This window comes from Actinomycetospora sp. 2LY8.5 (assembly GCF_057180585.1).
Window position 1 is genome coordinate 185,242 of sequence record NZ_JBXUHE010000005.1, and the last position, 24,821, is coordinate 210,062.

Sequence of the window (24,821 nt, forward strand, 5' to 3'; positions counted from 1 at the left end):
CACACCTCGCGGGGGTACGGGACACCCGAGCCTGCGGCCGGGCGGCGCCGCACGCCCGTGGTCGTCATGCCGGTGCCGTGCGCGCGGGTCTCGACGTTCTCGACGACGGTCCGGTCGGGCGTCGATCTCCGCTCCGCTGCGTCTCCCGTTCTCAGCGCCGTCCCAACCCCAGACGCTCCGCCGCCCAGGCCGCCGCCCCGGACGCGGGACCGAAGGCCGAGACCGCGCCCGGGTCTCCGCCGTGCGCCAGGCCGAACCCGGTGCGCTCGGCGAGCCACTCCCGCACGCGCGGCATCTCGGCGAGGCCCCCGCGCACCAGCATCGCCGGCCGCGGCCCCGACAGCGGGTCCACGAGGGCGCTGATGCCCTGGGCGATCTCCTCCAGCCCGGGGGCGAGCATCGCGCCGAGGTCGGCGTGGGTGAGCTGGACGACCCCGGGGACCGGGCTGTCGGGCGGCAGCGGGGGCAGGCCCACGGCGAGCGAGCCGCTGGCCGCGAGCGCCTCCTTGCCGTCGCGCACGCTCGTGCGCAGTCCGAACCAGGCCCGGTAGGCCTCGAGGTCCCCGCCGAAGCGGACGCGGGCGCTGAAGGGCTGGGGCGCGCGGTCGAGCACGAGCTGGGCCAGCGCGTCGTCGAGCACCTCGGCGCCGACGTCGACCGACCGCATGCCGGCGATCGAGCCGGTGCCGTCGCCGCCGCGGTCGACGACCGCCAGCTCGGTCGCGGCGCCGCCGATGTCGACGACGAGCAGCCGCCCCTGCCCGCCGAGCCGGTGGGCCGCGGCTCGGGGGGAGTCGAGCAGCTGGAGCTGGTCGGGCGAGGTGTAGGGGATCGCCGCGAGCGCCGCCCGCCCCGCCGACCGCAGGGTCTCGCACGCCGCCGACGACCACGACGCGGGGTGCAGCAGCACGACCATCGAGGGCAGCGTGGCGCGGCGGGCGGCCTCGGCGCGCACCACCTTCGCGACGAGTGCCGTCGCGACGTCGACCGCCGTGGTCGGGCGCGGGTACTGGGTCAGCAGCTCGGGCGGGCCGCCGGTGCTCGCCGCCAGGTGGGGGCGCGTGCGCAGCAGCGCTGCCGCGGGGTCGAGCGCACCGGCCTCGATCGCGGGACGCCCGGCGAGGACCGTTCCGTCGGGGCGCGAGAGCACTGCCGAGGGCATCGCCGGGAAGCCGTCGATGCCGACCGGTCCCACGCGCACCCACCCGTCGCGCGGGTCGACGTCGGCCCACGCGCCCACCGTCGTCGTGGTCCCGTGGTCGACCGCCAGGGTCCATCGGGCGTCGGAGGCGGTCATGCCGGTCACCCGCCGCAGGGTGTCACAGCGTCACGCCGACGGCGCGGTCCCCCGCTCCCGTTCCGCGCCGAGCATCACCGGAAGCCGGGCCCACGCGTTCACCAGCACGCTGCGCCGGCGCGCGACGGGCAGGTCGGCGCCCGCGGTGAACCCGGGGAAGCGGTCGAGCAGGGTGCGCAGCGCCACCTCGGCCTCGAGGCGGGCCAGCGACGCGCCGAGGCAGAAGTGCAGGCCGTGTCCGAAGGCGAGGTGCCCGGTGGTGTCGCGGCCCCGCTCGTAGGTGTCGGGATCCTCGAAGCGCGCCGGGTCGTGGTTGGCGGCCGCCAGCGACACCATCACCATCGCGCCGCGGGGCACCACGACCCCGTCGAAGTCGACGTCCTCGGCGGCGAAGCGCAGCGGCGCCTGGGCGATCGGGGAGCCCCAGCGCAGGAACTCCTCGATGGCCGCGCGCAGCTCCTCGGAGCCGGCGGCGGCGAGCCGGTCGCGCAGCGCGGGGTCGCGCAGCATCCGCTCGACGGCGGACGTGATCAGCGTCGCCGTCGTCTCGTGGCCGGCGATGAGCAGCAGCATCGCCATCGCGATGATCTCGTTGGTCGAGAGCTGCTCACCTTCCTCCGAGACCTCGATGAGCGCCGAGATCAGCGCGTCGTCGGGCTCGGCACGCTTGCGCTCGACGAGTTCGACCAGGTACGCGGCGAGGCTGGCGTTGGCCTGCTGGCTCGCGGCCTCGCCGGTGTCGTCGATGAGGATTCGCGACCACTCGCCGAACGCGTCCTGGTCCTCCACCGGCACACCGAGCAGCTCGCAGATCACGGCCGTCGGCAACGGGACCGCGTACGCCGCGACGAGGTCGACCGGCTCGTCACCGGGCAGGCCGGTCAGCAGCGACGACGCGATCGTCTCGATCCCCGGCCGCAGCGCCGCGACCCGGCGCACCGTGAACGCCTTGACCACCAGCTTGCGCAGGCGGGTGTGCACCGGCGGGTCGTTGAGCAGCATCATCTCGCCGCCGGGCGACGGGATGCCGGGGATCGAGGCGCGCTGGTCCTCGGGCAGCGTGTTGCGGAAGTCCTTGACGAAGCGCGGGTCCGACATGACCGCGCGGGCGTCCGCGTACCGGGTCACCAGCCACGTCCGCCCGCCCTCGGGCAGATCGACCTCGTGCACCGGACCCCGCTCGCGCAGCTCGCCCAGCGCGGTGAACGGCTCGTGCCAGTAGTCGTCGGTGAAGAGCGGTGCGGGGGCGACATCGGTCACGGAGCAGGGCCCCTTCCGGGTTCACTGAGTGGTGGTTCAGTGACGAACGTACGCGCGGCCGCGTTCGCCCGCCGTGTCGATGGTCGAGCCGCCGGCTCCGTCTCCCGCCGTCAGGAACGCGGTTCACCCATCCCCGCACTCGTCGCCCCGAAGGTGCGTCCGGTCTTCCGGAACTGCTCCTCCAGGCGGGGCACCATCTGCTTGGCCTGCGCGAGGACGGGCAGGTCGCCGAGCCACGAGAACGTGATCGGGCGGGCCGCGGCGACCAGCGCGACCGCCTTCGGCACGAAGATCCGGCGCTTGCGCCTGGTGATCCCCTCGAGGAACGCGTCGGCGCAGTCGCCGACGGAGGTCAGCGCGCCCAGCGGGTAGGGGAGCTTCTTCAGCGTGTCCTCGAACGTCGACGAGTCCGCCTTGACGTCGCGGACCAGGTCGGTGTCGATCCACCCCATGTGCGCGGTGCCGACGCCGACGCCGCGGTGGGCGAGCTCGAAACGCAGCGCGTTGCCGTAGTTCTCGACGCCCGCCTTGGCGCCGCAGTACGCGGCCATGCCCGGCAGCGCGGTGAACGCGGCGAGCGAGGACACGAGCAGCAGGTAGCCCTGCCGCTTCTCGACCTCGGCGACGGTGGCCGACACCGTCCGGGAGACGCCGATGAGGTTGACCTCCATGACGCGGGCGATCACGTCGGCGGGGCTCTCGGCGACGGTGCCGTGGTTGGCGATGCCGGCGTTGGCGACCACGACGTCGATCCCGCCGAGCGAGCGCACCGTCGTTGCGACCGCCGCCTCGAGCGAGGACTGGTCGGTGACGTCGCACTCCGCCCAGGTGTGGCCGGGTCCGAGCTCGGCGACCAGCTTCTCCAGGCGCTCGGGCTCCATCCCGACCGCGGCCACGTGGGCGCCGCGGGCGGCGGCGCGGCGCGCGGTCTCCTCGCCGATCCCGCGCGCGGCGCCGGTGATGAACAGGACCTTGTCCTTCAGGCTGCCGGTGAGGTCGGTGGCCATGGTGTCGTCTCCTCGATTCTGTCGGTGTCAGCGGCGCGTGGCGGCCACGGGCGTGAGGACGTACTCCTCGGGCCGGAAGCGCCGCAGCCGGCGGCGGAACGGCATCGTGAAGGTGGGCCAGAGTGCGGAGTTCCGGCCGTGCTCGTCGAGGTACCAGCTCGAGCACCCGCCATCGACCCAGACGGTGCCCTCCGTCTTCTGCTGCATCTCGGCGACGAACGCGTCCTGGGCCGCCGGGGTCGGCTCCACGGCGCCGACGCCGTGCCCGCGCATGTGGCGGAGGGTGTCGAGCACGAGGTTGATCTGAGACTCGATCATGAACACGACCGAGTTGTGCCCCAGTCCGGTGTTCGGCCCGAGCAGCGTGAACGCGTTGGGGAAGCCCGCGATCATCGTGCCGTTGTGGGCGTACGGCGAGCCGGCCCAGTGGTCGGCGAGGGTGCGTCCGTCGCGGCCGTGGATGCGGTGGCTGATCGGCAGGTCGCCGATCGCGAAGCCGGTGCCGGCGATGATCGTGTCGACCTCGTGCTCGGTGCCGTCGGCGGTGACGACGGCGTGCGGCCGGATCTCGACGATCTTCTCGGTGACCACCTCGACGTTGTCGCGGTCGAGCGCGGGCAGGTAGTCGTTGGACAGCAGGATGCGCTTGCAGCCCATCGCGTAGTTCGGCGTGATCTTCTCGCGCAGCTCCGGGTCGGCCACCTGGTGGCGCATGTGCGCCTCGGCGATCTTCGCGACCTTGCCCATGCGCTGCGGGCTCCGGAACCCGAACACGAACGTCTCCCGCGCCCAGTAGATCGCCTCGCGGACCAGGCGCTGGGCCGGCGGGAACCAGCGGAAGAGCAGCTTCTCGACCCCGGTGATCGCCCGGTCCTGCCGCGGCATGATCCACGGCGGGGTGCGCTGGAAGACCTTGAGATCACCGACGACCGGCGCGATCTCCGGTACGAACTGGATCGCCGACGCCCCGGTGCCGATGACGGCGACCTTCCGGCCGGCGAGGTCGAGGTCGTGGCGCCAGGTCGCGGAGTGGAAGACCGGGCCGCCGAAGGAGTCCAGGCCCGGGACGTCGGGGAACGACGGGTCGGAGAGCGCGCCGGAGCCGAGGACGAGCGCGTCGGCGGTCCAGACGCCTCGGCTCGTCGTGACCGTCCAGTGCTGCGCGCCGTCGTCCCAGGTCGCGTCGAGGACCTCGTGGCGGTTGCGGGTGAAGCGGTCGATGTCGTACGCGGCCGAGACGCGCTGCAGGTAGGCATGGATCTCCGGCTGGCCCGAGAAGGAGCGGCTCCAGTCCGGGTTGGGGGCGAACGAGAACGAGTAGAGGTGGCTCGGCACGTCGCAGGCGCACCCCGGGTACGAGTTGTCGCGCCAGGTGCCGCCGACGTCGTCGTGCCGCTCGAAGATCAGGAAGTTGTCCTCGCCCGCCTGGCGCAGCCGGATCGCCGTGCCGAGACCGGAGAAGCCGTTGCCGACGATCGCGACGGCGAGGTGCGGGATGTGCCCCCCGCCGGGCGCCGGCGGGGTCTGCTGGCCGGTGGCCGTGTCGCTGGTCCGGGTCGGCGTGCTCATTCAGAACCCTCCTCGTTTGGTACGCGAGCGTACCGAATCGGAGGTCAGTGTGGTACGCGGTGGTACCGTTGTCCAGTGTCCGTTCCCACCGCCACCGGATCCGTGGGTGCCGCGGGCTCCACGCATCGCGACCGCCTCGTCCAGGCGATGATCACGCTGGTCGCCGAGCGGGGGTACGCGGCGGTCACCGTGGCCGACGTCGTCGCGGCCGCGCGTGTCTCCAAGCGGACCTTCTACCAGCACTTCTCCGACCGCGAGGACTGCTTCCTCGCCGCCTACGTGACCGCCGCCGAGCAGCCGCTCGCCCGGATCGCCGAGGCCGTCGCCCCGGTGGTCGAGGCCGCGCCGGGTGCGGCGACGCCGTCCCTCGCGGACGAGGTGACGGCGGGCACGTCGGCCTACCTCGCGGCGCTCGCGGAGCAGCCGGCGCTGACCCGCACGCTGCTCACCGAGATCAACGGGCTCGGGCCGCGGGGCTGGCGGGTGCGGCGCGAGGTGCTCAACCGCTTCGCCGAGCAGCTCTCCGCCCTCATCGCCCTCGGCGCCGCCCGCTGGGCCTCGGGCGAGACGGGGCCGGCCGGCGTGCCCGAGCTCGCCGGTGTGCAGGGGCTGCCGCACCCCACCGCCCTCGCGCTCGTCGGCGGCATCAACGAGCTGGTGCTCGACGCCGTCGAGGACGGGCGCGGCGACCGGCTCCGCGAGCTCACCCCGACCGTCACCGAGCTGATCCTTGCGGTCATCGACCGCACCGCGCGGCCGGAGCCCTGAGCGCGCCGCCCCGACCGCGGGATGACGTTCGGCCGGACGTGTGACGCCCTCCGGCCGCGCGGTCGGAACCGCCCCTGGGCGCCCGGGCGAGCGGGGGGCGCTCGGCGGCCCTGTGGCCTGCGTATCCTCATCGACCACGACGGCCCCGCGGTCGGTATCCGAGAGCCGGCCGGGCGTCCACCGACGCCCCGTCGACGCGAGGCGCGAGGTGAGACGGCGATGAACCGACCCGGCGGACCCCCCGGCCGGGGGCGACCCCCCGCGGGTCCTGGCGGTCCGCCGCCGGGACCCCCGCCCGGTCGTCCCGCGGGCCCACCCCCCGGGCCGCCTCCCCAGGGGCCACCCCCGCGTCCCGGCGGGTTCCAGATGCCGGGCCGTGGTGGTCGTGGCGGTGGTGGTGCCGCACCGCCGAACGGCGGCCCGCGCCAGCAGCCCACCCGCGTCGGCGAGCCGGACTGGAACCGCGACCCGCAGGTCGGCTTCGACCCCGATGTCGCCCGCGCGGCCCGGGAGCGGCAACGCCCCTCCTGGCGTGACCGCATCCCCGAGCGCCCGGCCTGGTCGCGCACCGGGGGCGGCGGCCGTGGCGGTCGTGGCGGCCCGTTCGCCCGCTGGAGCTGGCCGAAGCGCATCGGCGCCGTGCTCGCGGTGCTGGCCCTGCTGCTCGTCAGCTTCGGGATCTACCTCGACACGCAGATGACGCGGATCGACGCCCTGCCCGAGTACGAGGGCTCCGCGAGCTCCGGCACGAACTGGCTGATCATCGGCTCGGACAGCCGTGCCGGCCTCGACGACGAGGCCGCCCAGCAGCTCTCCACGGGCGAGGTCGACGGCAGCCGCACCGACACGATGATGCTCGTGCACGTCGGCGGTTTCGGCGGCCAGACGTCGCTGACGAGCCTGCCGCGCGACTCGATCCTGGCCATCCCGGGCCACGGGCGCGGGCGTCTCAACTCCGCGTACGGGATCGGCGGCCCGAAGCTGCTGGTGCAGACCATCGAGCAGAACGCCGACATCGAGATCGACCACTACGCGGAGATCGGCTTCGAGGGCTTCGCCGGCATGGTCGACGCCATCGGCGGTGTCAACATGTGCCTGGACGAGCCGATCGACGACCCCAAGGCCGGCATCGACCTGCCCGCGGGCTGCCAGGACCTGGACGGCCCGAACGCGCTGGGCTTCGTCCGGACCCGCGCGTTCCCCAACGCCGACCTCCAGCGCATCCAGAACCAGCGCACGTTCCTGTCGGCGCTGATCTCCGAGGCGTCCAGCCCGGCGGTACTGCTCAACCCGTTCCGCATCGTGCCGTTCGCGAACTCAGCGATCGCCACGCTGACGGTCGACGACAGCACCCACGTCTGGAACCTCGCGAGCCTCGGCTTCGCGATGCGCTCGCTCTCGGGCGGCAGCGGGGTCACGACGACCGTGCCGATCGATCTGTCCTCGAGCGTCTCCGGCGGCGTCGTCTGGAACCGGCAGAAGTCGGGCGAGTTCTTCGACGCCATCCGCGAGGACGAGGAGATCCCCCGGGACCTGATCAGCGGCGGCTGATCAGGGGTCGAGGATCTGGAGCGCGCCGGTGGAGACGCCGGCGACGTACAGACGGCCGGTCCGCGGGTCGACGCCCACCGTGTACGGGTTCTGGATGGTCGCCACGCGGTCGACCTCACGCGGCCGCGGCGCGGCCATGTCGTAGCCGACGACCTCGTTGGTGCCCGACGACGCGACCCAGAGTCGGTCGCGGACCGGGTCGTAGGTGATGCCGTAGGGCCCGCCGGGCTGGGCGACGCGGGCGACCTCGCGGGGGCCGCCGTTCGGCCCGGACGCCGGCTCGAAGACGATCACGGCGTCGCCGCGGGTGTCGGTGGCGATCATACGGCCGTGGCGGTCGGCGACGAGGTGGGTCGGGCCCGCGCCCGCCGGGGCCTCGCCGACGATGCGCAGCCCGGCGACGTCGTACGTGGTCAGCGTGTTCTTCCGGACGTCGATCATGCCGACGATGTCGCCGACCGGGGCGACGCCGGCGGGCTGCACGCCGTCGGTGAACACCTTGACGACCCGGTCGCCGCGCACGGCCGACACGGTCCCGCCGAGCTCGTCGGCGGCGATCACCGTGCCGTTCGGGGCCTGGGTGACGTCGTGGGGCACGGTGCCGACGACGAGCGGCGGGTCGGCCCGCCCTCCGGGGAGCGCGACCCGCACCACCGCGTTGGCGCTCTCGACGGGCACCAGGACGGCGCCTCCGGGGGCGGCGAGCTGGAGATGGCGGACGAAGCCCGGCAGCGGGGTGCGACCGCGGATCGCCCCGGTGTCGGTGTCGAGGAGGACGAGCTCGGCGGGATTGCGCTTGGCGACCGCGACCGTCCGCGTCACCGGATCGACCACCACGCCCTCGGGGGCGGAGCCGACCTGGACCTGGCGCCCGGGCGGGGTCGTGGCCGGCTCCGGGGCGCCCTGCGGCTCGGCGGCCAGGGGCAGCCGGTCCGTGGGCGGGCGCATGCCCTCGGTGGGGACGCCGGGCGGGAGGAGCCCCGTCGTCGTCGGGGGTGCGGCGGGGGCCGACGCGGGTGCGGCGGGCTCGTTGCTGCAGCCGGCCAGCGCCAGGCCCGCGATCAGGCCGAGAGCGGCCGCGGCGCGAGCGGTGCGTCGACGCATGAGGCGGGAGTATGACGCTGCTCCCACCGAGCCCGCTCGATGACGCCGACCGGCCCAGGGCACCGGGCCGGTCGGCGTGGTGGATCCGGGCGGACTCAGGCCTGGTCGCCGGAGAGCGCGTGGGCCGGGGTCGGCGCGTTCGCGAACTCCTCGACCAGCGTCCGGCAGAACGCCGGCAGGTCGTCGGGGTTGCGGCTCGTGACCAGGCCCCGGTCGATCACGACCTCGTCGTCGACCCAGTCCGCACCGGCGTTGCGCAGGTCGGTGGCGATGCTCGGGAACGACGTCAGGCGGCGTCCGCGGACGACGTCGACCTCGATGAGCGTCCACGGGGCGTGGCAGATCGCCGCGACCGGCTTGCGGTTCGCGAAGAACTGCCCGACCACCTGGACGACGTCCGGGATCGTGCGCAGCAGGTCGGCGTTGGCGACGCCGCCCGGCAGCACGAGCCTGATCGCGCAGTGCTCCCTCGCGTCATCGGTACCCTCGGGGGGTATGCACGCGTCCTCGCAGGAGGACGGTGTCGGTTGACGCCGGGGGCTCCCCCGACCCCGCCGCGACGAAACGGAGGCCGCGCCATGGCCAGCACCACCCTGTCCGTCCCCGAGATCCACTGCGGGCACTGCAAGTCCGCGATCGAGGGCGCGGTCGGGCCGCTCGACGGTGTGCAGGCCGTGGAGGTCGATGTCGACTCCCGCAGCGTGCACGTCGAGCACGACGAGGCCGTCACCGTGCGCGCCCTCGTCGACGTGATCGAGGACCAGGGCTACGACGTACCCGACCAGGAGGCACTGGCCGGCTGAGCCCGCGGGACCGCCGGGGCGGCTCAGGCGCTCCTGCTGCGCCGCCCCTTGGCGGTCGAGGCCGTGGTGGTCTCGTCGTCGTCGGACTTCTTCTTCGACGACGAGCTCTTCGACCGCGACGTGGACGACTTCTTCGGGGCGTCCTCGGTGGCCGCCTCGGCCTTCTCCTCGGTCGCCTTCTCCGACTTCTTCGTCCGCGAGCGCGAGCGCTTCGGCTTCTCCTCGGTGGCGGGCGCGGCCTCGGTGTCCGAGGAAGAGCTCGAGGCCGCCGCCGTGCTCGACGCCGTGGCGGGCTCCTCGGCCGGCGCCTTGCCGCCGGCCGCCTCGACGCTGCGCCGCAGGGCGGTGAGCAGGTCGGTCATGTCGTCGCCCTCGTCGGCGGGGGCGGCCTCGGGGGTCGGGCGCCCACCGCCGTGCTCGCGCTTGTACTCGATGAGGTCGGCGACGGCCTGGCGGTAGTCGTCCTCGAACTGGTCGGACTCGAAGTCGCCCGCGAGGCTCTCGACCAGCGAGGACGCCATCTGCATCTCCTGCGGACGCAGGTCGACCTCGGTGTTGAGCGTCTCGAACTCGGGCTCGCGGACCTCGTCGGGCCACAGCATCGTCTGCAGCACGATCGCGGTGTCGCGGACCCGCAGCAGCGCCAGCGTCTCGCGCTGCCGGAGCGCCACTTTCACCACGGCCATCCGGTCGGTCTCGCGCAGCGCCTCGCGCAGCAGCGCGTAGGGCTTGACCGCCTTGCTCTCCGGCTCGAGGTAGTAGCTCTTGTCCAGCAGCAGGGCGTCGATCTGGTCCGACGGCACGAACTGGACCACGTCGATCTCGTGCCCGGTGGCGACCGGCAGCGTCGCGAGGTCGTCGTCGTCCAGCATGATCAGCTGGCCGTCGTCGGTCTCGTAGCCCTTGGCGATCTCGGAGTACTGCACCTCCTCGCCGCAGACCGAGCACGTGCGCTTCTGGCGGATGCGCCCGCCGTCGCGCTCGTGCACCTGGTGGAAACGGATGTCGTGATTCGTGGTGGCGGCGTACAGCCGCACCGGCACGTTCACGAGCCCGAACGACACCGCGCCGTTCCAGATCGCGCGCATCATCGGCCCCTCTCGGTGGACACGGTGCGTGGACGGTCACCGCGCGTCGGCACCAGCATGCCCCACCGGCACCATTCGTCCCAGTCAATGACGCGCCGACCCCGGTCCCCGTGATTGTCGGGCGGCGGAGGCACGATGACCGGGTGCGTCCGATGCTCCCCGTGCCCGGTGACCTGCCGGTCGAGGGTGCCTGGAGCTACGAGGTCGACTGGGCGGGCGTCCGGCTGCTCGCCGACGTCGACCAGGGCGAGCTGACCCTGCGCACCGCGGACGGCGAGGACGTCACCGCCCGATTCCCCGAGTTCGCCGGCCTGGTCGACGCCGTGGCCGACGGTCTGCTCGACGGGGAGGCCGTGATGCTCGACGGCGGCAGCCCCTCGGGCGACGCTCTCGGCGAGCGCCTCCGGATCGCCGACGCCGGCCGCGCCCGCGCGATCGCCCGCGAGCGCCCGGCGGTGTTCATGGTCTACGACGTCGTGCGGCTGTACGGGGTCCCGCTCGACCCGCGGCCCCTCGAGGAGCGGCGGGCCGTGCTCTCGCGGCTGGATCTCTCGCAATCCACCCGCATCCAGATCTCCCCCGCCTACGACGACGGCCCGGCCCTGCTCTCCGGGGTCATCGCCCAGCACCTGTCCGGGGTGATCGCGAAGCGCCGGGGGACGCCGTACCGACCCGGCGACTCGGGCGGCGACTGGATCCGCGTCGACCCGACCCTCGCCACCAGCCCCGCCCTCCTCCCGGCGCACGCGTCGACCCGGAACCCTCAGGCCCCACCGGCGGGCTCCGCGACCCCGCCCGCGTCTCGGCGGCCCCGCCACGCCCGGCGCGAGCGGACGCCCCAGCACGACACGCTCTTCTGAGCGGTGTCGCGGTGTCGCGGTGTCGCGGTGCCGCGGGCGCTCGAGGGCCGGTCGTCTCAGACATCTGAGGTCGTTGATCGTCAATCGGGGCCTGTTGGACGGGGTCAGGGGCGGCCGGGGCGCCTTCGTCCCGAATCCTTCGAACATGTGTTCGAGTATGCCACGACCCACCGACACTGCGGGCCGGTTCCGGAGAAGAGGGTCAGGCCTCCCGTGCCACCAGCCCGCTGAGCAGCACGGCGAGCAGCTCGGACACGGCGGTCGGGAAGTCCAGGCGCAGGACCGCGAGGTCGGGGTTCTCCTCGTAGGCGCAGATCATCGCGGGCGCCAGGTGCGTGGCCGTCCACATCGCCCCGGTGCAGAGGGCCGAGACCGCGGCGGCGCGCAGCGTCGCCTCTGGCGTACCGCGCAGGAGCGGGTCGGCGTGGAGCTGCCGGTCAGGGCGAGCTGAGCGCCTCGTCCGCGGCGTCCAGGGCCTCGGCCGTCCAGCCGATCACGCGCCCTCCGGTGCGGCCGAGCTCGCGCATCCCCTCGAGGAACTCGCCGGGAGTGCCCTCGAGCTCGATCCGGACCTCGCGGCGGGCGGCGCGCGCCTCGTCGAGGGCGGCCCGTCCGTCGTGGCCCACGCGCAGGGTCGCCAGCAGGCCGCCGGTCGAGGCGAGGGAGCCGCGGGCGGCGCCCAGCCGGCCCAGGGCGTCGTCCAGCGCCGACAGGAGGGCCGACCGGTTGCCCTCGGTCATCGCGGCGGTCAGCTCGGGACGGGTGCCGGCGACCCGGGTGCCGTCGGTGAACGAGCCCGCGGCCAGCGCGAGGGCGAGCTCGCCCCCCTCCGCGCCCACCGTGGCGAGCACGGCGGCGAACAGGTGCGGCAGGTGGGAGATGCGGGCGGCGGCGAGGTCGTGCTCGTCGGCGGCCGCCGGGACGACGACCGCGCCGCACGCGAGCGCGAGCGCGGCGACGTCGACCCACACCTCGAGGTCGGCGTCGTCCTCGGTGGCGACGACCCAGACCTTCTCGTGGAAGAGCTGCAGCGAGCCCGCGTCCCAGCCGGAGAACTCCGTGCCGGTCATCGGGTGGCCGCCGACGAACCGGGTGGCCGGCGCCAGGCGGGACACCGCCTCGGCAACGGGCACCTTGACGCTGGTGACGTCGGTGAGCCGGCAGTTCGGAGCCTCGCGGGCCACGGCGGTGAGCACGTCGTCGAGGGCGGTCAGCGGCACGGCCAGCACGACGAGGGCGTCCTGCGCGGCGGCCCGGGCGAGAGCCTCGTCCACCGAGCCTGCGATGTCGTAGCCGTCGGCGGCGGCCTTCTCGGCGGTGGTCGTCGAGGCGGACGCGCCCCAGGCGTGACGCCCGGCGTCCGTGGCCGCGCGCAGCAGCGAGCCGCCGATGAGACCGAGCCCGATGACGCACACCGGGCGCTGCTGAGCGGCGGCGAGGGTGGCACCTGCGGATTCCACGTCGCTGACGATAGGGCGACCCGCGAGAGTGAGGGCCATACGCCCGAACGGGGTCTCAGCTGCGCCGCAGGGCGTCCAGGACGTACCCCGAGTACAGGGCGACCCCGGCGACCATCGAGTCCTCGTCGAACACCACCCGGTTGGAGTGGTTGGGCGGCGCGTCGGCGGGGTCGACGTCGGACGGGCAGGCGCCGAGGAACGCGAGCGCGCCGGGCACGCGCCCGAGCACGTAGGAGAAGTCCTCCGAGCCCATGATCGGGTCGGGCATCGGCTCGACGAAGCGCGAGCCCAGCACCGAGCGCCCGACGTCGGCGACGCGGTCGGCGACGTCCGGGTCGTTGACGGTGACCGGATAGCCCGCCTCGATGTCCACCTCGCACGAGCACCCGTGGGCCGCCGCGACGCCCGCGCAGACCTGCCCGATCTCCTCGAGCACCCGGGTGCGCGTCTCCTCGGACAGGGTGCGCACCGTGCCCTCGAGCAGGGCGGTCTCGGGGATGACGTTGGTGGTCGTGCCCGCGCTGATGTGGGAGACGGTGAGCACGGCGGGGTCGAACGCGCTGATCCTGCGCGTGATCATCGTGTGCAGCGCGCCGACCATCGCCGCCGCGGCCGGGACGGGGTCGAGCGCGTCGTGCGGGGCGGAGGCGTGGCCCCCGCGCCCGGTCACGCGCACGTGCAGGTCGTCGGACGACGCCATGATCGAGTGCGGGCGGGTCTGCAGCGTGCCGGCGGCCAGGCGCGAGGTGACGTGCAGGGCCATCGCCGACTCCGGGACGCCGCCCGGGCCGTCGGCGGACAGCAGGCCCTCGTCGATCATCGTGCGCGCGCCGTGGGCGTTCTCCTCGCCGGGCTGGAACATGAACACCGCGGTGCCGGCGAGGCGTTCGCGCCGGCCGCTGAGCAGGCGGGCGGCCGAGGCGAGCATCGCGGTGTGCAGGTCGTGTCCGCACGCGTGCATCGTGCCGTCGACCTCGGAGGCGAACGGCAGCCCGGAGTTCTCCTCCATCGGCAGCGCGTCCATGTCGGCGCGCACGAGCACCGTCGGCCCCGGCTGCGCCCCCCGCAGCACGGCGGTGACCGAGCTGCAGTCGCGGCCGGTGTCGATCTCGAGCGGGAGCTCCCGCAGCGCCGACAGCACCGCCGCCTGGGTGATCGGGAGCGCCAGCCCCACCTCGGGGTGGCGGTGCAGGACGCGGCGCAGCGCGAGCGTGCGCGGCTGCAGGCCCCGTGCCTCGGCCAGCAGCGCCCGTTCGGGAGCCCGGTGTGCCGCGCGACGACCACCCGCTCGCCGCTCCGGAGCACTCACCCGTCCGATCCTGGCACCCCTGTCGTGTGGTCGCGGCGCGCGATCCCGTTCGTTCGTCCCGGCGAGGTCCCCGCGGACGCCCGGAGGCAGTGCGGCGACGACCGCCCGGCGCCCGTGACCTCGTCGGACTTCCACCTGGACACACCCGCCCCTACCGTAGAGGTATGGCAGGCCAGAGCCCCGGAGGCTCCACCGCGACACGCGGCGGCGCGGGCACCGTCGCACCCCTCGACGGGTGGGCGGTGGCCGTGACGCGTGAGGAAGGACGCTGGCGCGCGGTCGCCATGGACCGAGACAGCCTGGCCGATCTCGACTCGGCCATCAGCGCCCTGCGGGCCCTGCGCTCCACGGGTGCGGTGCTGGGGCTCCTCGACGTCGACGACGAGTTCTTCGTCCTGGTGCGCCCGACGCCCGGCGGGGTGGCGCTGCTGCTCTCGGACGCCGTCGCCGCGCTCGACTACGACGTCGCCGCCGACGTGCTCGACCTGCTGCGCCTCGAGGTCCCCGACGAGGACGAGGCCGACGACGATCCGTGGCCCGAGGGCGATCTCGGCATGCTCGCCGACCTCGGCGTGCCCGCGGACGAGCTGGCGGTCCTGGTCGATGAGATCGATCTCTACCCGGACGAGCAGCTCACCGCGATCGCCCGCCGCTGCGGGTTCGCCGACGAGCTCGCGAAGGTCGTGGAGACCGCTGCTCCCTGATCTCGACCGGTGGGTCGGCCGGGCGCTGGAGATCGCCCGGACCTCGGGTGACGACGTCCCGGTCGGCGCGCTCGTCGTCGACGCCGACGGCCGCGAGCTCGCCGCCGCCGCCAACGCCCGCGAGGCCACCGGCGACCCCACCGCGCACGCCGAGATCCTGGCCCTCCGCGAGGCCGCGAAGCACCAGAAGGAGGAGCACGCCGATAGGGGTTGGCGGCTCGGCGGCTGCACGCTCGTCGTCACCCTCGAGCCGTGCACCATGTGCGCCGGCGCGGCCGTGCTCGCGCGCGTCGACCGGATCGTCTTCGGCGCCTGGGAGCCGCGCACCGGCGCCGTCGGCTCCCTCTGGGACGTCGTGCGCGACCGCAGGCTCAACCACCGCCCCGAGGCCGTCGGCGGCGTGCGCGAGGCCGAGTGCGCTGCGCTGATGCTCGACTTCTGGCCCGGTGGAGATCGTCGGGGGAGCGTCACGTAGCCTGGTCGGCGGTAGCGTGTCCGAGCGGCCAAAGGAGCGCGCCTCGAAAGCGCGTGTGGGTTCTGCCCACCGTGGGTTCGAATCCCACCGCTACCGCTCAGTGGGGTCTCCACTCCCCGAAAGACCGCGAAGGCCCCTCCCGAAGCTCGGGAGGGGCCCTTCGTCCGCGGGCGCTCGTGATCAGCCGACGGCCTGGCGGGTGAAGTTCGGCGGGATGATCAGGTCCTCGGGCACGAGGTCGTGCACCGACTTCTTGCCCAGGCCCATGAGGCCGGAGCCGATGCCGCCGCGCAGGATCTCGAACACGTTCTCGACGCCCGGCTGGCCGGCCGCGGCGAGGCCCCACAGGTAGGCCCGGCCGATGGCGACCGCCTTGGCGCCCAGCGCGAGGGCCTTGACGACATCGCTGCCGCGGCGGATCCCGCCGTCGAGGATGACCTCGACGTCGCGGCCGACCGCGTCGACGATCCCGGGCAGCACGCGGATCGGTGCCGGGGTGGAGTCGAGGTTGTTGCCGCCGTGGTTGGACACCTGGATCGCGGTGGCGCCGGCGTCGACGGCGCGCTTGGCGTCGTCGATGCGGGTGATGCCCTTGACCGAGAACGGCAGGTCCGAACCCCACTGCTCGCGCAGCCAGGCGACGTCGGCCCAGGTGGGCGGCGGGGTGAACATCCACTGGCCGTAGGCGCCGAAGAACGTGGGCGGCTGCTCGCCCTGGGTGGGGATGTTCGGGACCGTCAGGTCCGGGATCTTGCCGGAACGCAGGAACGCGAGGCCCCACTTCGGTCGCTGGGCGCCCTCGGGGATGTACTTGAGGATCGTCTTCCAGTCCATCTTCTCCGGGATGGACGGGCTACCCCAGTCGCGGCCGTGGGAGAACGACCAGTCGAGGGTGACGATGAGACCCTTGGCGCCGGCCTTCTTCGCGCGCTCGGCGCGGGCGGCGAGGGTGTCGCGGTCGCCCACCCAGTACATCTGGAAGAACGTCTTGTCGTTCGCCTCGACGACGTCCTCGATCGAGCGGCTGGCGAACGACGACAGGCCCATCGCCGTCCCCGCGTTCTTCGCGGCGCGCGCGACCGCGACCTCGCCCTCCGGGTTGACCGCCTGCACCCCGGTCGGGGAGACGATCACCGGCATCGAGACCTCCTGCCCCATCACCGTGGTGGACAGGTCCTTCTCGAACGGCAGGTCGCACACGTGCGGCAGGAACTGCAGCTCGCGGAAGGCGTTGATGTTGTCCTCGAGCGTCGCGCCCGCCTCGCTGCCGGCCACCAAGGCGCCGTACACCGACTTCGGCAGGCTCTTCTTGGCGCGCCGCTGCGCCTCGGCGACGGACTCGAACCACTGACCAGCCATGGAGACCCTTCCGCGCGTGACGTGCTTCCCCGCAGCCTATCCGCGGGAGACCGCACGCACGGCATCTGCGCGGACGGTCCCGGGGCTCTCCGTTCGGAGGGGTCCGTCACCGCCATGGCGGGGGCGCGCTCGACGCCCGCACCACCAGCTCGACCGGCAGCCGGTGCTCGTCGGCGGTGGCGTACGGCCGCAGGAGCAGCTCGGCGGCGCGGCGCCCCTTCTCGCGGTGGGGCTGGCGCACGGTGGTCAGGGCGGGGTGCGCGTCGCCGGCGGCCGGGATGTCATCGAACCCGACGATCGAGACGTCGCCGGGCACCGAGAGCCCCGCGTCGGCCGCCGCGGTCAGCGCGCCCAGGGCGAGCTCGTCGCTCATCGCGAGCAGGGCGGTGGGCCGGGGACGCCGGGCGAGCAGGGCGGCCGCCGCGCGCCGGCCCGCGTCGCGGCCGTAGGGGAGGCGCTCCTCGACCGGGACGGCCGACCACCGGTGCCCCGCGGCCTCGACCGCCTCGCGGTAGCCGACGAGCCGCTCACGGGAGGCGCGGTAACGGGCGCGGTCCTGGCGGTCGAGGTCGACGGCGCCCTCGAAGCCGTCGTCCACCAGCGGCATCGCCAGCACTCCCAGCCGAGTGTGCCCGAGGTCGAGCAGGTGGCGGGCGGCCGACGCGGCCCCGCGGCGGTCGTCGACGCCGACGTGCCCGGCGCCCGGCAGCCGCGGCCCGTCGACGACGACGAACGGCAGCCCCCGGTCCACGATCGCCGCGAGCTTGCCCTCGATCGGCACGTCGCAGTAGCAGATGACGGCGTCGACGAGGGCGACGCGCGCGACCGCACCCGCCGGCCCCCCACTGATGAGCACGAGCGCGAGGTCCTCGTGCTCGCACACCTCGCTGACGCCCTGGAGGAACAGCACGGCGGCCGGGTCGCTGAAGGCGAACGACATCGGGTCGTCGTAGACGAGGCCGAGTGCGTTGACCCGGCCCCGCGACAGCGTCGCCGCCAGGGGATGGGGCCCGGCGTAGCCGAGCTCGCGGGCGGTGCCGAGGACCCGGTCGCGCAGCGCCGAGCTCAGCCGCTCCGGGTGGTTGTAGGCGTTGGAGACCGTCGCCCGGGAGACGCCGAGCGCGTCGGCGACGGTCGCGAGCGTGACCCGCCCGCCCCGGCGCCCGTCGGTCTCCACGGGTCGATTCTCCCCGACCCCGCGCGGGGGTCGGGAGACGACGAGGTGTGAACCGGTTCAATTCCTGCTCCATCGATTTCGCCCAGTGCCTTGCGGATCGCTCGATTGAACCGGTTTAGTAGGCGTCGCGACGACGTGAGGAGGAGCCGCATGGGACTCCGACGCAACTGGTTCGAGCAGGGACAGCGGCTGCTGGGGGTCGGCGCGGCGGCCCGGCAGATCGCCTGGGAGGCCGAACGGGTGGTCGCCCGGGCGGCCGCGCGGGAGCGGCTCGCCGCGGTGGAGGGCGAGATCGCGCACCTGCTCGCCGACGAGCACGTCCCGGCCCGTGCGCGACGTCTCCGGGCCCTCGAGCAGGCACGGGACGATCTGCAGCGGGACCTGGCCGCGTAGCGAGGCCACGGCGGGATCACGATCACTCCGAACGGCCGAACCGCCGGCGACCCCTGGGCGAACGGTGCCCAGGAAGCCGACGAGGAGGTGGCCCGGTGGTCGAGCAGCTGGTCGAGCAGGTGGTCGAGACGGCCGAGCCCGGGGCGGCCGCCGCCGACGCTGCACTGGTCCGCCGGCTCGGCGGCCGGGAGAAGGCCGCACTCGACGCGCTCTACCAGCGCTACGGCCGGCCCGCGTACTCGCTCGCGCGCCGGATCTGCGGCGACGAGGGGCTCGCGGAGGACGTCGTCCAGGAGGTCTTCCTCGCCCTGTGGCGCGACCCGGGCCGTTTCGACCCCGGGCGCGGGACGGTCGCGAGCTGGCTGATGACCCTCGTGCACCACAAGTCCGTCGACGCCGTGCGCCGCGAGGCCACCCGCCGCCGACACCACCCGACGACCGGCGAGCCCGAGGAGGGCGTGGCCGCGGCCGGGCCGTCCGCGGCGCGCCAGGCCCTCGGCGCGGTGATCGGCGAGCAGGTGCGCGCGGCCCTGCGCCGGCTGCCGACCGAGCAGCGCACGGCCCTCGGCCTCGCCTACTACGGCGGCTACTCGCAGCGCGAGGTCGCGAGCCTGACCGGCGTGCCCATCGGCACCGTCAAGTCCCGGATGTTCGCCGGGGTCGCGCGCCTGCGGGTGCTGCTCGGGCCGGCGCTGGGCGCCGCCGATGTCCTCGGGGACTTCTCGTGACCACGTGCGACCTGCGTGACGACGCCGTCGGTCACGCCTTCTCCGCCCTCGAGCCCGACGAGAACCGGGCGATCGAGGCCCACCTGCCCCACTGCGCGATCTGCCGGCGGGCCCGCGACGAGGCCCTGGACGTCGTGGCCTCGCTGGGCGGGGCGGTGCCGCCCGTCGAGCCGCCGGCGGGGCTGCGGCGGCGGATCCTCGACGCGGCCCGAGCCGAACCGCAGCCAGGACCGGCGACCCCCGCACCCGCGACGCCCGCGCCGCCGTCCCCGGAGCCGGCTCCCGCGGACCCGCCGGCTCCCGCACCCCGCCGCCGGCGCCGCGTCCTGTCCGCCGCGGGCGGTCTCGTCGCCGCCGTGGTGCTCGGCGTCGGGCTGATCGTCGCCCAGGGCGTGCTGCCCACGGCGTCGACGCCCTCGGGCGACCCGGGGACGGCGCTGGCCGACCAGGCCGACCGGGTGGTGAACGACGCCCGCGACCGCGATCCGGGCGCCCGGACCACGGTCCTGCGCTCCGAGACCGGCACGCCGGCCGCGGTCCTCGTCGACCCGGCGGACGCGACCGCGCCGGTCCGCCTGGTCGCGCTCGACCTCCCACCGACGGGCAACGCGCGCGACTACGTGGTCTGGGCGACCGGGATGCCGGGGAACGCCCCGGAGGCGGTGGCGGTCATGGACCCGGACGACGGGATGACACGCCCGCTCGGCGCACCGGCCGGTCTAGCCACTCCCGGCGACCCCGGGCCGCGCGGTTGGGCCGTGTCGATCGAGCCGAGCGGCCCGGTGCCGGCGCGGCCGTCGACGGTCGTCGCGGTCGGCCTGGTGGCGGGCTGACGGCCCCTCACCCGCACGCCACCCGGCGTTCCACCGTTCGTCGCTGCTCGGTGGTCCCCGGTCGCAGTCCGCGCGCGCCGCGTCCGCGAGTTCGGTGCCGGCGTCGGACCGCGCGTCTACCGTGGAACGTGCCGGCGATCACCGGAGTCGGCGTGCGGTGCGACGTGCCCGGGAGGAGGCGCCGATGACCGACGTGGCGACCCTCGCCACCGGGCTCGCGGGCGACGCCGTCGGCACGTCCGCCGGAGAGGCCTCGCCCGGGCGGCCCATGCTCGCGAGTGCCGGCGACATCCCGCGCGGCGCCGGCTGGGCGTTCGAGTTCGTGTGGGACGGGCTGCGCTGCCTCGCCCGCACGGACGCCGACGGGCTGCGACTGGTCACCGACGCGGGCCGCGACGTCACGTCCCACTTCCCGGAGCTCGGGGTGTCCGCGCCGTGGACGAGCACCGAGGGCCTGGTCCTCGACGGGGTCGTGGTGGCGCTCGACGGGGTCGGGCGGCCGAGCGCGGGCAAGCTGCGCCGTCGCCACCGTGTCGCGCACCCCTCGGAGATCCTCCAGACCCAGGTCCCCGTGTCGTACTACGTCTTCGACGTGCTGGAGGTGGCCGGCGCGTCGACCCGCAGGCTGCCGTACCGCCAGCGTCGTGAGCTCCTCGCCGAACTCGATCTCTCCGGGAGCCGTGTCGTGATCCCGCCGTTCTTCACCGGCGTCGCCGCCGAGGCCGTGATCGACACGGCGCGGCGCTACGGGCTCGACGGCGTGGTGGCGAAACGGCTGGAGTCGACCTACCAGGTCGGGCGGCGCTCGCGGAGCTGGATCGAGACGGCCGTGCGTCGCACGCAGGACGTCGTCGTCGGCGGCTGGGTCCCCGCCCGCGGCCGCCCCGGCACGGTCGGCGCCCTGCTCGTCGGCGTGCCGGGCGAGGCGGGCCTGAGCTACTCGGGTCGGGTCGTCACCGGCGTCACCGCGGCCGCGCGCCGCGAGCTCGACGGGGTCCTCACCGCACTCGGGCGCCCCGTCAGCCCGTTCGCCACGCCGCTGCCGGAGGGCGACAGCGGCTCCGTGCACTGGCTCGCGCCCCGCCTCGTCGGCCAGGTCGAGCACCGCCGCTGGACCGCCACCGGCCTGCTCGAGCGCCCGGTCTGGCAGGGCCTGCGCTCCGCGCATCCCGCCACCGTCGAGGCGCCGGTGCTGTCCGCGCCCGTGGTCGACACCGACCTGGAGCTGGACGACCTGGAGATCGCCGAGTCGCCGGGCGCCACGGCCCCGGCCGGCCGCCGCACCCCGGCCACGCCCGCCGACGTCGTCGCGGCGCCCTCCACCGAGGACGTCGAGTCGGCGCTGCGCTCGCGGTTCTCGGCCCACTTCGTGCACAACACGCTCACGGCGATCGCGTCCTACGTGCGCACCGACCCGGGCCGGGCGCGCGAGCTGCTCACCGAGTTCGCCGACTTCACGCGCTACTCGTTCCGCTCGGGCGGCGAGCTCACCACCGTCGGCGACGAGCTCCACAACGCCGAGCGCTACCTCACCCTCGAGCAGGCGCGCTTCGGGCAGCGGCTGCGCGCCGAGGTCGCGGTGGCGCCCGAGGTGCGCGGCGTGCTGGTGCCGCCGTTCGTCGTGGCGCCGCTGGTGGAGAACGCCGTGCGCCACGGCATCGAGCCGGTGCCCGGCGGCGGGTCGGTCAGCGTCTTCGCCGCCGGCTCCGGGTCCGACTGCGTGATCACGGTGTCCGACGACGGCGCGGGGATGGGCCCGGAGGCGACGCGCTCCGCCTCCCAGGTCGACCGCCGCCACGGAGGCATCGCCGAGGTGTCCCGCCGGCTGCACGCCACGTTCGGCTCGCAGTGCGACGTCCACGTCGACACCCGGCCCGGGGTCGGCACGGCGGTGCGCCTGCGGCTCCCGGCGATCACTGCCTCGGCGGCGGAGCCGAGCCGGGTCCTGGTGGGCTGAGACCGACCGCGGGCCGGCCGGACGGCTCGGGGCCGCCCGGTCCGCCCGCGGGCCGGACACGCCTCAGCCGTCGGCCTCGTCGGCCTCGTCGTCCACGTCGTCCACGTCGTCCACCACGCTGCACGCCGCGTCCGGCCCCGACGCGTCGTCCGGCGAGAGGATGTCCGACAGGATCGGGACGCCGACCTCCGTGCCGCACGCCTGGACGGGCAGGACGGTGAGATCGTTGAGCACGCCGACGTCGGTGTCGTCGACGACGGCGTCGTCGTCGTCGATCACGGGGTCGGCGATCGCGAACGGTGCGGCGGCGAGCAATCCGGCACCGGTGAGGGCGACGATCGAGGCAGTGCGGCGGAACATGAGTGGTCTCCTCGCGTAAGGATGAACGAAGGAGACCGTTCGTCGCATCTGCAGCTGCGGTGAACGGCCCGCGAAGACTCAACCTCGCCGTCCCCGGCCCGGCAATCGGTGCGACGAAGGGCCACCGGAAAGCGTGGTGGTCGATTGAACGGGACGAGCGGTGGGCAGTCGCGCTGAACGGTCTCTCAGGCGAGGCGAACGGCAGGTCAGGGAGGCAGCGAGTGGAGGCCGTCGCGGTCGACTGGTCGGGCGACGCGCGCGCGGCCCACCGGCGCATCCGGGTGGCGACGGCGGTGCCGGGCCGGCTGCTCGAGGTCCGCGCCGGCCTCGACCGCGACGGGGTCGCCGCGCTCCTGCGCGAGCGCGCCGAGGCGGGGCCCCTCGTGGCCGGACTCGACTTCTCGTTCGCGCTCCCGGCGTGGTTCGCCCGCGAGCACGGGTGCGCCGACGTCGCCGCGCTGTGGGACCTCGTCGACCGGGAGGGCGAGCGCTGGCTGCGCGAGTGTCGCCCACCGTTCTGGGGCCGCGGAGCGACACCTCGCCCGCCGTCCGACCCGGCGCGGCCGGGGTTCCGGGTCACCGAGGAGGCCGCGCGCGCCGACGGGCTCGCCCCCGGTTCGACGTTCCAGATCGGCGGCGCGGGCGCGGTGGGCACCGGCTCGCTGCGCGGGATGCCCCACCTCGCCCGCCTCCGCGCCGCGGGGCTCGCGGTCTGGCCCTTCGACGACGCCGGGGTCGCGACGCTGCTCGAGGTCTACCCGCGCGTGCACACGGGGCCGGTGGTGAAGCGCTCGGAAGCGGCACGTCGGGCGGCCGTCCGGGACGACCCCCGCGTTCCCGCGGCCCTGCGCGACGACGTGGTCGCCACCGAGGACGCCTTCGACGCCGCGCTCTCGGCGCTGGCGATGGCCGAGCACCTCGACGAGCTGAGCTCCCTCCGCGCGGCCCCGGCCGAGAGCCCGGAGGCGATCGAGGGCGCGCTGTGGCGTCCCCGACCGTGACCTCGGTGGGAGAGCTCAGAGGTGCGAGCGCACCCGCGCCGGCCGCACCGGCGGCGGCGGGACCTCGCGGAAGGCCTCCCGCGCCGCGCGGCGCGGGTCCGCCGAGCGGATCTCGGCCAGCGGCTCCCGCAGCTCGTCGAGCTGCCGGCGGACCTCGGCGAGGTCGGCGGCGGAGTCCACCTGCTCGCGCAGCGAGGAGGCGTACTGCTTGGCCTGCGTCACGGCGCCGGCCAGCGAGCGGATCGCGCCGGGGAGCCGCTCGGGGCCGATGACGAAGAACCCGACGAGGGCGAGCAGGACGAGCTCACCCATGCCCAGTCCGAGCACGGATCCTCACCTCCTGGGTGTCGAGGGGGTCAGCCGACCGGTTCGGGCGGCGGGGAGGGGCTGTCGTCGTCGAGGTCGTCCCAGCCCGGGCCACGCCGCGCCGTGCGGCGGTCGTGGATGCGGCAGACCTGGATGGCCATCTCGAGCAGCACGCAGAGCGCCGCGCCGAGCACCGCCATGGAGATCGGGTCGCCACCCGGCGTCGCGATCCCGGCGAACAGGAAGGCGCTGAAGATGATGCCGCGCCGCCAGCTCGCGAGCTTCGCGTACGAGACGGCGCCGACGCGGTTGAGCATGACCACGACCAGCGGGGTCAGGAAGCCGACGCCGAAGACGACCATGAGCGAGAGGACGAGCGAGTAGTACTCGTCGCCGCGCAGGGCCGTCGTCTGCACCGAGTTGCCGATCATGAGCAGGAAGCTCAGCGCCTGGGCCACGACCAGGTAGGCCAGGATCGCGCCGCCCGCGAACAGCACCGAGGCCGTGCTGATGAACAGCACCGCCCCGCGCTTCTCGCCGCGGCGCAGCCCGGGCGTGACGAACGCCCACAGCTGGGACAGCCAGCCCGGCGCGGAGAGCACCACGCCCGCGGTCGCCGCGACCTTGACCCGCAGCAGGAACTGGTCGAACGGGCCCGTCGCCAGCAGGCGGCAGTCCGTGCCGTTCAGTCCCGCCCGGGCGGTCGGGGGCAGGGAGCAGTAGGGCTGGATGAGCAGCGAGCCGAGGCTCGGGACGCCGAGGACCGAGTTCTCGTACCAGACGAACCCGAGCACGGTGCCCACGGCGACCGCGACGAGTGCCCACGCCAGGCGGCGGCGCAGCTCGAGGAGGTGGTCGAGGAGCGTCAGGGTCTCCCCGGGGTCCCGGCGCCGCCGTCCGGGCCACCACCGCGGCAGGCGGCGGGTGGGGGCGGACACGCTCAGACCGTCGAGCCGTTCGAGGTGTGGGCCGGCATCGGCGTGGTGTGGGCGTGACGGGCCGTGCCGAGGGCGGCCGGCTCCGGGGCCGGGGTCTCCTCGGCGGTCTTCGCCTTCTCGTTCGCCTTCTCGTCCGCCTTCTCGTTCGCCTTCTCGTCCTCGGAGAGCGCCGAGGTCTCGGCCTTGAAGATGCGCAGCGACCGGCCGATGCCGCGGGCGGCGTCGGGCAGACGCTTCGCGCCGAACAGGAGCAGCAGGACGACGAGGATGATCAGCCAGTGGGAGGGGCTCAGTGCACCGGTCATGAGGAGTTCCCTTCGGGGCGGGCGACGTGGCGGGAGCGCCCTTCGGGCGTCACGGCCGCAGTGGGCCGTTCGCCGTAGAAGCTGGGGAGCTTTACGGAGCAACGATGTGGGTCACGAGAACGTAACGGGTCGGACGCAAGATCATGGAACGTCGTGTCCGTCGCACGGACGAGCGGGCGGGTGGCCGCGATCACCGGCCACCGCGTGTT

General features: G+C 74.5%; 26 protein-coding genes, 1 tRNA gene and 1 pseudogene. 12 read left to right on the forward strand and 16 right to left on the reverse strand.

The genetic code is table 11. The annotated features are described in order from the left end of the window. Positions 1–151: 151 nt before the first annotated feature. The 4 genes from AC2A1K_RS09320 to AC2A1K_RS09335 form a co-directional block, all read right to left on the reverse strand. Positions 152–1,306: an Hsp70 family protein gene (locus AC2A1K_RS09320; protein ID WP_483896037.1), complete on the reverse strand. Its 1,155-nt coding sequence runs from the start codon at positions 1,304–1,306 to the stop codon at positions 152–154. A 21-nt stretch (positions 1,307–1,327) separates the two neighbouring features. Further along, the gene (locus AC2A1K_RS09325; protein ID WP_483896038.1) at positions 1,328–2,557 is read right to left on the reverse strand and encodes a cytochrome P450 family protein; all 1,230 of its coding nucleotides are present in this window, start codon (positions 2,555–2,557) and stop codon (positions 1,328–1,330) included. A 110-nt stretch (positions 2,558–2,667) separates the two neighbouring features. Next, on the reverse strand, positions 2,668–3,564 hold the full coding sequence (locus AC2A1K_RS09330; RefSeq protein WP_483896039.1) for an SDR family oxidoreductase: 897 nt from the start codon (positions 3,562–3,564) through the stop codon (positions 2,668–2,670). A gap of 27 nt (positions 3,565–3,591) precedes the next feature. Beyond that, positions 3,592–5,133, reverse strand: a complete 1,542-nt coding sequence (locus AC2A1K_RS09335) for a flavin-containing monooxygenase (RefSeq protein ID WP_483896040.1) — start codon at positions 5,131–5,133, stop codon at positions 3,592–3,594. Between the two features lie 75 nt (positions 5,134–5,208). Between AC2A1K_RS09335 and AC2A1K_RS09340 the strand changes: the two genes are divergently transcribed. Next, positions 5,209–5,901, forward strand: a complete 693-nt coding sequence (locus tag AC2A1K_RS09340; RefSeq protein WP_483896041.1) for a TetR/AcrR family transcriptional regulator — start codon at positions 5,209–5,211, stop codon at positions 5,899–5,901. Between the two features lie 366 nt (positions 5,902–6,267). After that, on the forward strand, positions 6,268–7,452 hold the full coding sequence (locus AC2A1K_RS09345; protein WP_483896042.1) for an LCP family protein: 1,185 nt from the start codon (positions 6,268–6,270) through the stop codon (positions 7,450–7,452). On the opposite strand, the gene AC2A1K_RS09350 is transcribed toward AC2A1K_RS09345, so the two are convergent. Further along, the gene (locus AC2A1K_RS09350; RefSeq protein ID WP_483896043.1) at positions 7,453–8,556 is read right to left on the reverse strand and encodes a YncE family protein; all 1,104 of its coding nucleotides are present in this window, start codon (positions 8,554–8,556) and stop codon (positions 7,453–7,455) included. 95 nt (positions 8,557–8,651) lie between these two features. Then, positions 8,652–9,005: pseudogene (locus AC2A1K_RS09355) on the reverse strand (DJ-1/PfpI family protein); the annotation flags it as partial. Between the two features lie 129 nt (positions 9,006–9,134). Here AC2A1K_RS09355 and AC2A1K_RS09360 point away from each other — a divergent pair. After that, positions 9,135–9,359 carry a copper ion binding protein gene (locus AC2A1K_RS09360; RefSeq protein WP_483896044.1) on the forward strand — a complete coding sequence of 75 codons (225 nt, stop codon included), beginning with the start codon at positions 9,135–9,137 and terminating at the stop codon, positions 9,357–9,359. Positions 9,360–9,382: 23 nt separating this feature from the next. Here the strand turns inward: AC2A1K_RS09360 and ku are convergent, their stop codons facing one another. After that, entirely contained in the window at positions 9,383–10,450 is a 1,068-nt protein-coding gene (gene ku, locus AC2A1K_RS09365; RefSeq protein ID WP_483896045.1) for a non-homologous end joining protein Ku, read from the reverse strand. 149 nt (positions 10,451–10,599) lie between these two features. Here ku and AC2A1K_RS09370 point away from each other — a divergent pair, with 149 nt between their 5' ends. Further along, the gene (locus tag AC2A1K_RS09370; RefSeq protein ID WP_483896164.1) at positions 10,600–11,307 is read left to right on the forward strand and encodes an ATP-dependent DNA ligase; all 708 of its coding nucleotides are present in this window, start codon (positions 10,600–10,602) and stop codon (positions 11,305–11,307) included. Positions 11,308–11,509: 202 nt separating this feature from the next. On the opposite strand, the gene AC2A1K_RS09375 is transcribed toward AC2A1K_RS09370, so the two are convergent. From AC2A1K_RS09375 to AC2A1K_RS09385, 3 genes are read right to left on the reverse strand one after another with little or no spacing between them, the layout of a single operon-like run. After that, a complete protein-coding gene (locus tag AC2A1K_RS09375; protein ID WP_483896165.1) occupies positions 11,510–11,719 on the reverse strand; it encodes a hypothetical protein in 210 nt (69 codons plus the stop codon). 25 nt (positions 11,720–11,744) lie between these two features. Next, positions 11,745–12,767 carry a prephenate dehydrogenase gene (locus tag AC2A1K_RS09380; RefSeq protein ID WP_483896046.1) on the reverse strand — a complete coding sequence of 341 codons (1,023 nt, stop codon included), beginning with the start codon at positions 12,765–12,767 and terminating at the stop codon, positions 11,745–11,747. Between the two features lie 55 nt (positions 12,768–12,822). Then, entirely contained in the window at positions 12,823–14,076 is a 1,254-nt protein-coding gene (locus AC2A1K_RS09385; protein ID WP_483896047.1) for a M20 metallopeptidase family protein, read from the reverse strand. Between the two features lie 164 nt (positions 14,077–14,240). Here AC2A1K_RS09385 and AC2A1K_RS09390 point away from each other — a divergent pair, with 164 nt between their 5' ends. From AC2A1K_RS09390 to AC2A1K_RS09400, 3 genes are all read left to right on the forward strand, one after another. Next, positions 14,241–14,780, forward strand: coding sequence for a tRNA adenosine deaminase-associated protein (locus AC2A1K_RS09390; protein ID WP_483896048.1), 540 nt, complete (start codon positions 14,241–14,243; stop codon positions 14,778–14,780). After that, positions 14,680–15,255, forward strand: a complete 576-nt coding sequence (locus tag AC2A1K_RS09395) for a nucleoside deaminase (RefSeq protein ID WP_483896049.1) — start codon at positions 14,680–14,682, stop codon at positions 15,253–15,255. Before AC2A1K_RS09390 ends, AC2A1K_RS09395 begins: the two co-directional genes overlap by 101 nt. A gap of 10 nt (positions 15,256–15,265) precedes the next feature. Beyond that, positions 15,266–15,351: transfer RNA gene (locus AC2A1K_RS09400), tRNA-Ser, on the forward strand. A gap of 84 nt (positions 15,352–15,435) precedes the next feature. Here the strand turns inward: AC2A1K_RS09400 and mftD are convergent. Both mftD and AC2A1K_RS09410 read right to left on the reverse strand, forming a co-directional pair. After that, on the reverse strand, positions 15,436–16,614 hold the full coding sequence (gene mftD / locus AC2A1K_RS09405; protein WP_483896050.1) for a pre-mycofactocin synthase MftD: 1,179 nt from the start codon (positions 16,612–16,614) through the stop codon (positions 15,436–15,438). A 106-nt stretch (positions 16,615–16,720) separates the two neighbouring features. Beyond that, positions 16,721–17,791, reverse strand: a complete 1,071-nt coding sequence (locus tag AC2A1K_RS09410) for a LacI family DNA-binding transcriptional regulator (RefSeq protein WP_483896051.1) — start codon at positions 17,789–17,791, stop codon at positions 16,721–16,723. A gap of 150 nt (positions 17,792–17,941) precedes the next feature. Between AC2A1K_RS09410 and AC2A1K_RS09415 the strand changes: the two genes are divergently transcribed. The 4 genes from AC2A1K_RS09415 to AC2A1K_RS09430 all read left to right on the forward strand — a co-directional run bounded on the left by AC2A1K_RS09415 (position 17,942) and on the right by AC2A1K_RS09430 (position 21,702). Continuing rightward, positions 17,942–18,184 (forward strand): hypothetical protein, encoded by a 243-nt coding sequence (locus AC2A1K_RS09415; protein ID WP_483896052.1) that lies wholly within the window; start codon positions 17,942–17,944, stop codon positions 18,182–18,184. Positions 18,185–18,279: 95 nt separating this feature from the next. After that, positions 18,280–18,912, forward strand: coding sequence for an RNA polymerase sigma factor (locus AC2A1K_RS09420; RefSeq protein WP_483896053.1), 633 nt, complete (start codon positions 18,280–18,282; stop codon positions 18,910–18,912). Further along, positions 18,909–19,745 (forward strand): hypothetical protein, encoded by an 837-nt coding sequence (locus AC2A1K_RS09425; protein WP_483896054.1) that lies wholly within the window; start codon positions 18,909–18,911, stop codon positions 19,743–19,745. The genes AC2A1K_RS09420 and AC2A1K_RS09425 overlap by 4 nt, the downstream gene beginning before the upstream one ends. Positions 19,746–19,929: 184 nt before the next feature. Further along, positions 19,930–21,702 carry an ATP-dependent DNA ligase gene (locus AC2A1K_RS09430; protein WP_483896055.1) on the forward strand — a complete coding sequence of 591 codons (1,773 nt, stop codon included), beginning with the start codon at positions 19,930–19,932 and terminating at the stop codon, positions 21,700–21,702. Positions 21,703–21,765: 63 nt separating this feature from the next. Here AC2A1K_RS09430 and AC2A1K_RS09435 read toward each other — a convergent pair whose 3' ends face one another. Continuing rightward, positions 21,766–22,062, reverse strand: coding sequence for a hypothetical protein (locus AC2A1K_RS09435; protein WP_483896056.1), 297 nt, complete (start codon positions 22,060–22,062; stop codon positions 21,766–21,768). 221 nt (positions 22,063–22,283) lie between these two features. Here AC2A1K_RS09435 and AC2A1K_RS09440 point away from each other — a divergent pair, with 221 nt between their 5' ends. Continuing rightward, positions 22,284–23,063 carry a hypothetical protein gene (locus AC2A1K_RS09440; RefSeq protein WP_483896057.1) on the forward strand — a complete coding sequence of 260 codons (780 nt, stop codon included), beginning with the start codon at positions 22,284–22,286 and terminating at the stop codon, positions 23,061–23,063. 15 nt (positions 23,064–23,078) lie between these two features. On the opposite strand, the gene tatB is transcribed toward AC2A1K_RS09440, so the two are convergent. From tatB to tatA, 3 genes are read right to left on the reverse strand one after another with little or no spacing between them, the layout of a single operon-like run. Continuing rightward, the gene (gene tatB, locus AC2A1K_RS09445; RefSeq protein ID WP_483896058.1) at positions 23,079–23,390 is read right to left on the reverse strand and encodes a Sec-independent protein translocase protein TatB; all 312 of its coding nucleotides are present in this window, start codon (positions 23,388–23,390) and stop codon (positions 23,079–23,081) included. Positions 23,391–23,419: 29 nt separating this feature from the next. After that, on the reverse strand, positions 23,420–24,307 hold the full coding sequence (gene tatC / locus AC2A1K_RS09450) for a twin-arginine translocase subunit TatC (RefSeq protein ID WP_483896059.1): 888 nt from the start codon (positions 24,305–24,307) through the stop codon (positions 23,420–23,422). A 2-nt stretch (positions 24,308–24,309) separates the two neighbouring features. Continuing rightward, positions 24,310–24,612 (reverse strand): Sec-independent protein translocase subunit TatA, encoded by a 303-nt coding sequence (gene tatA, locus AC2A1K_RS09455; protein ID WP_483896060.1) that lies wholly within the window; start codon positions 24,610–24,612, stop codon positions 24,310–24,312. Between the last annotated feature and the right edge of the window lie 209 nt (positions 24,613–24,821).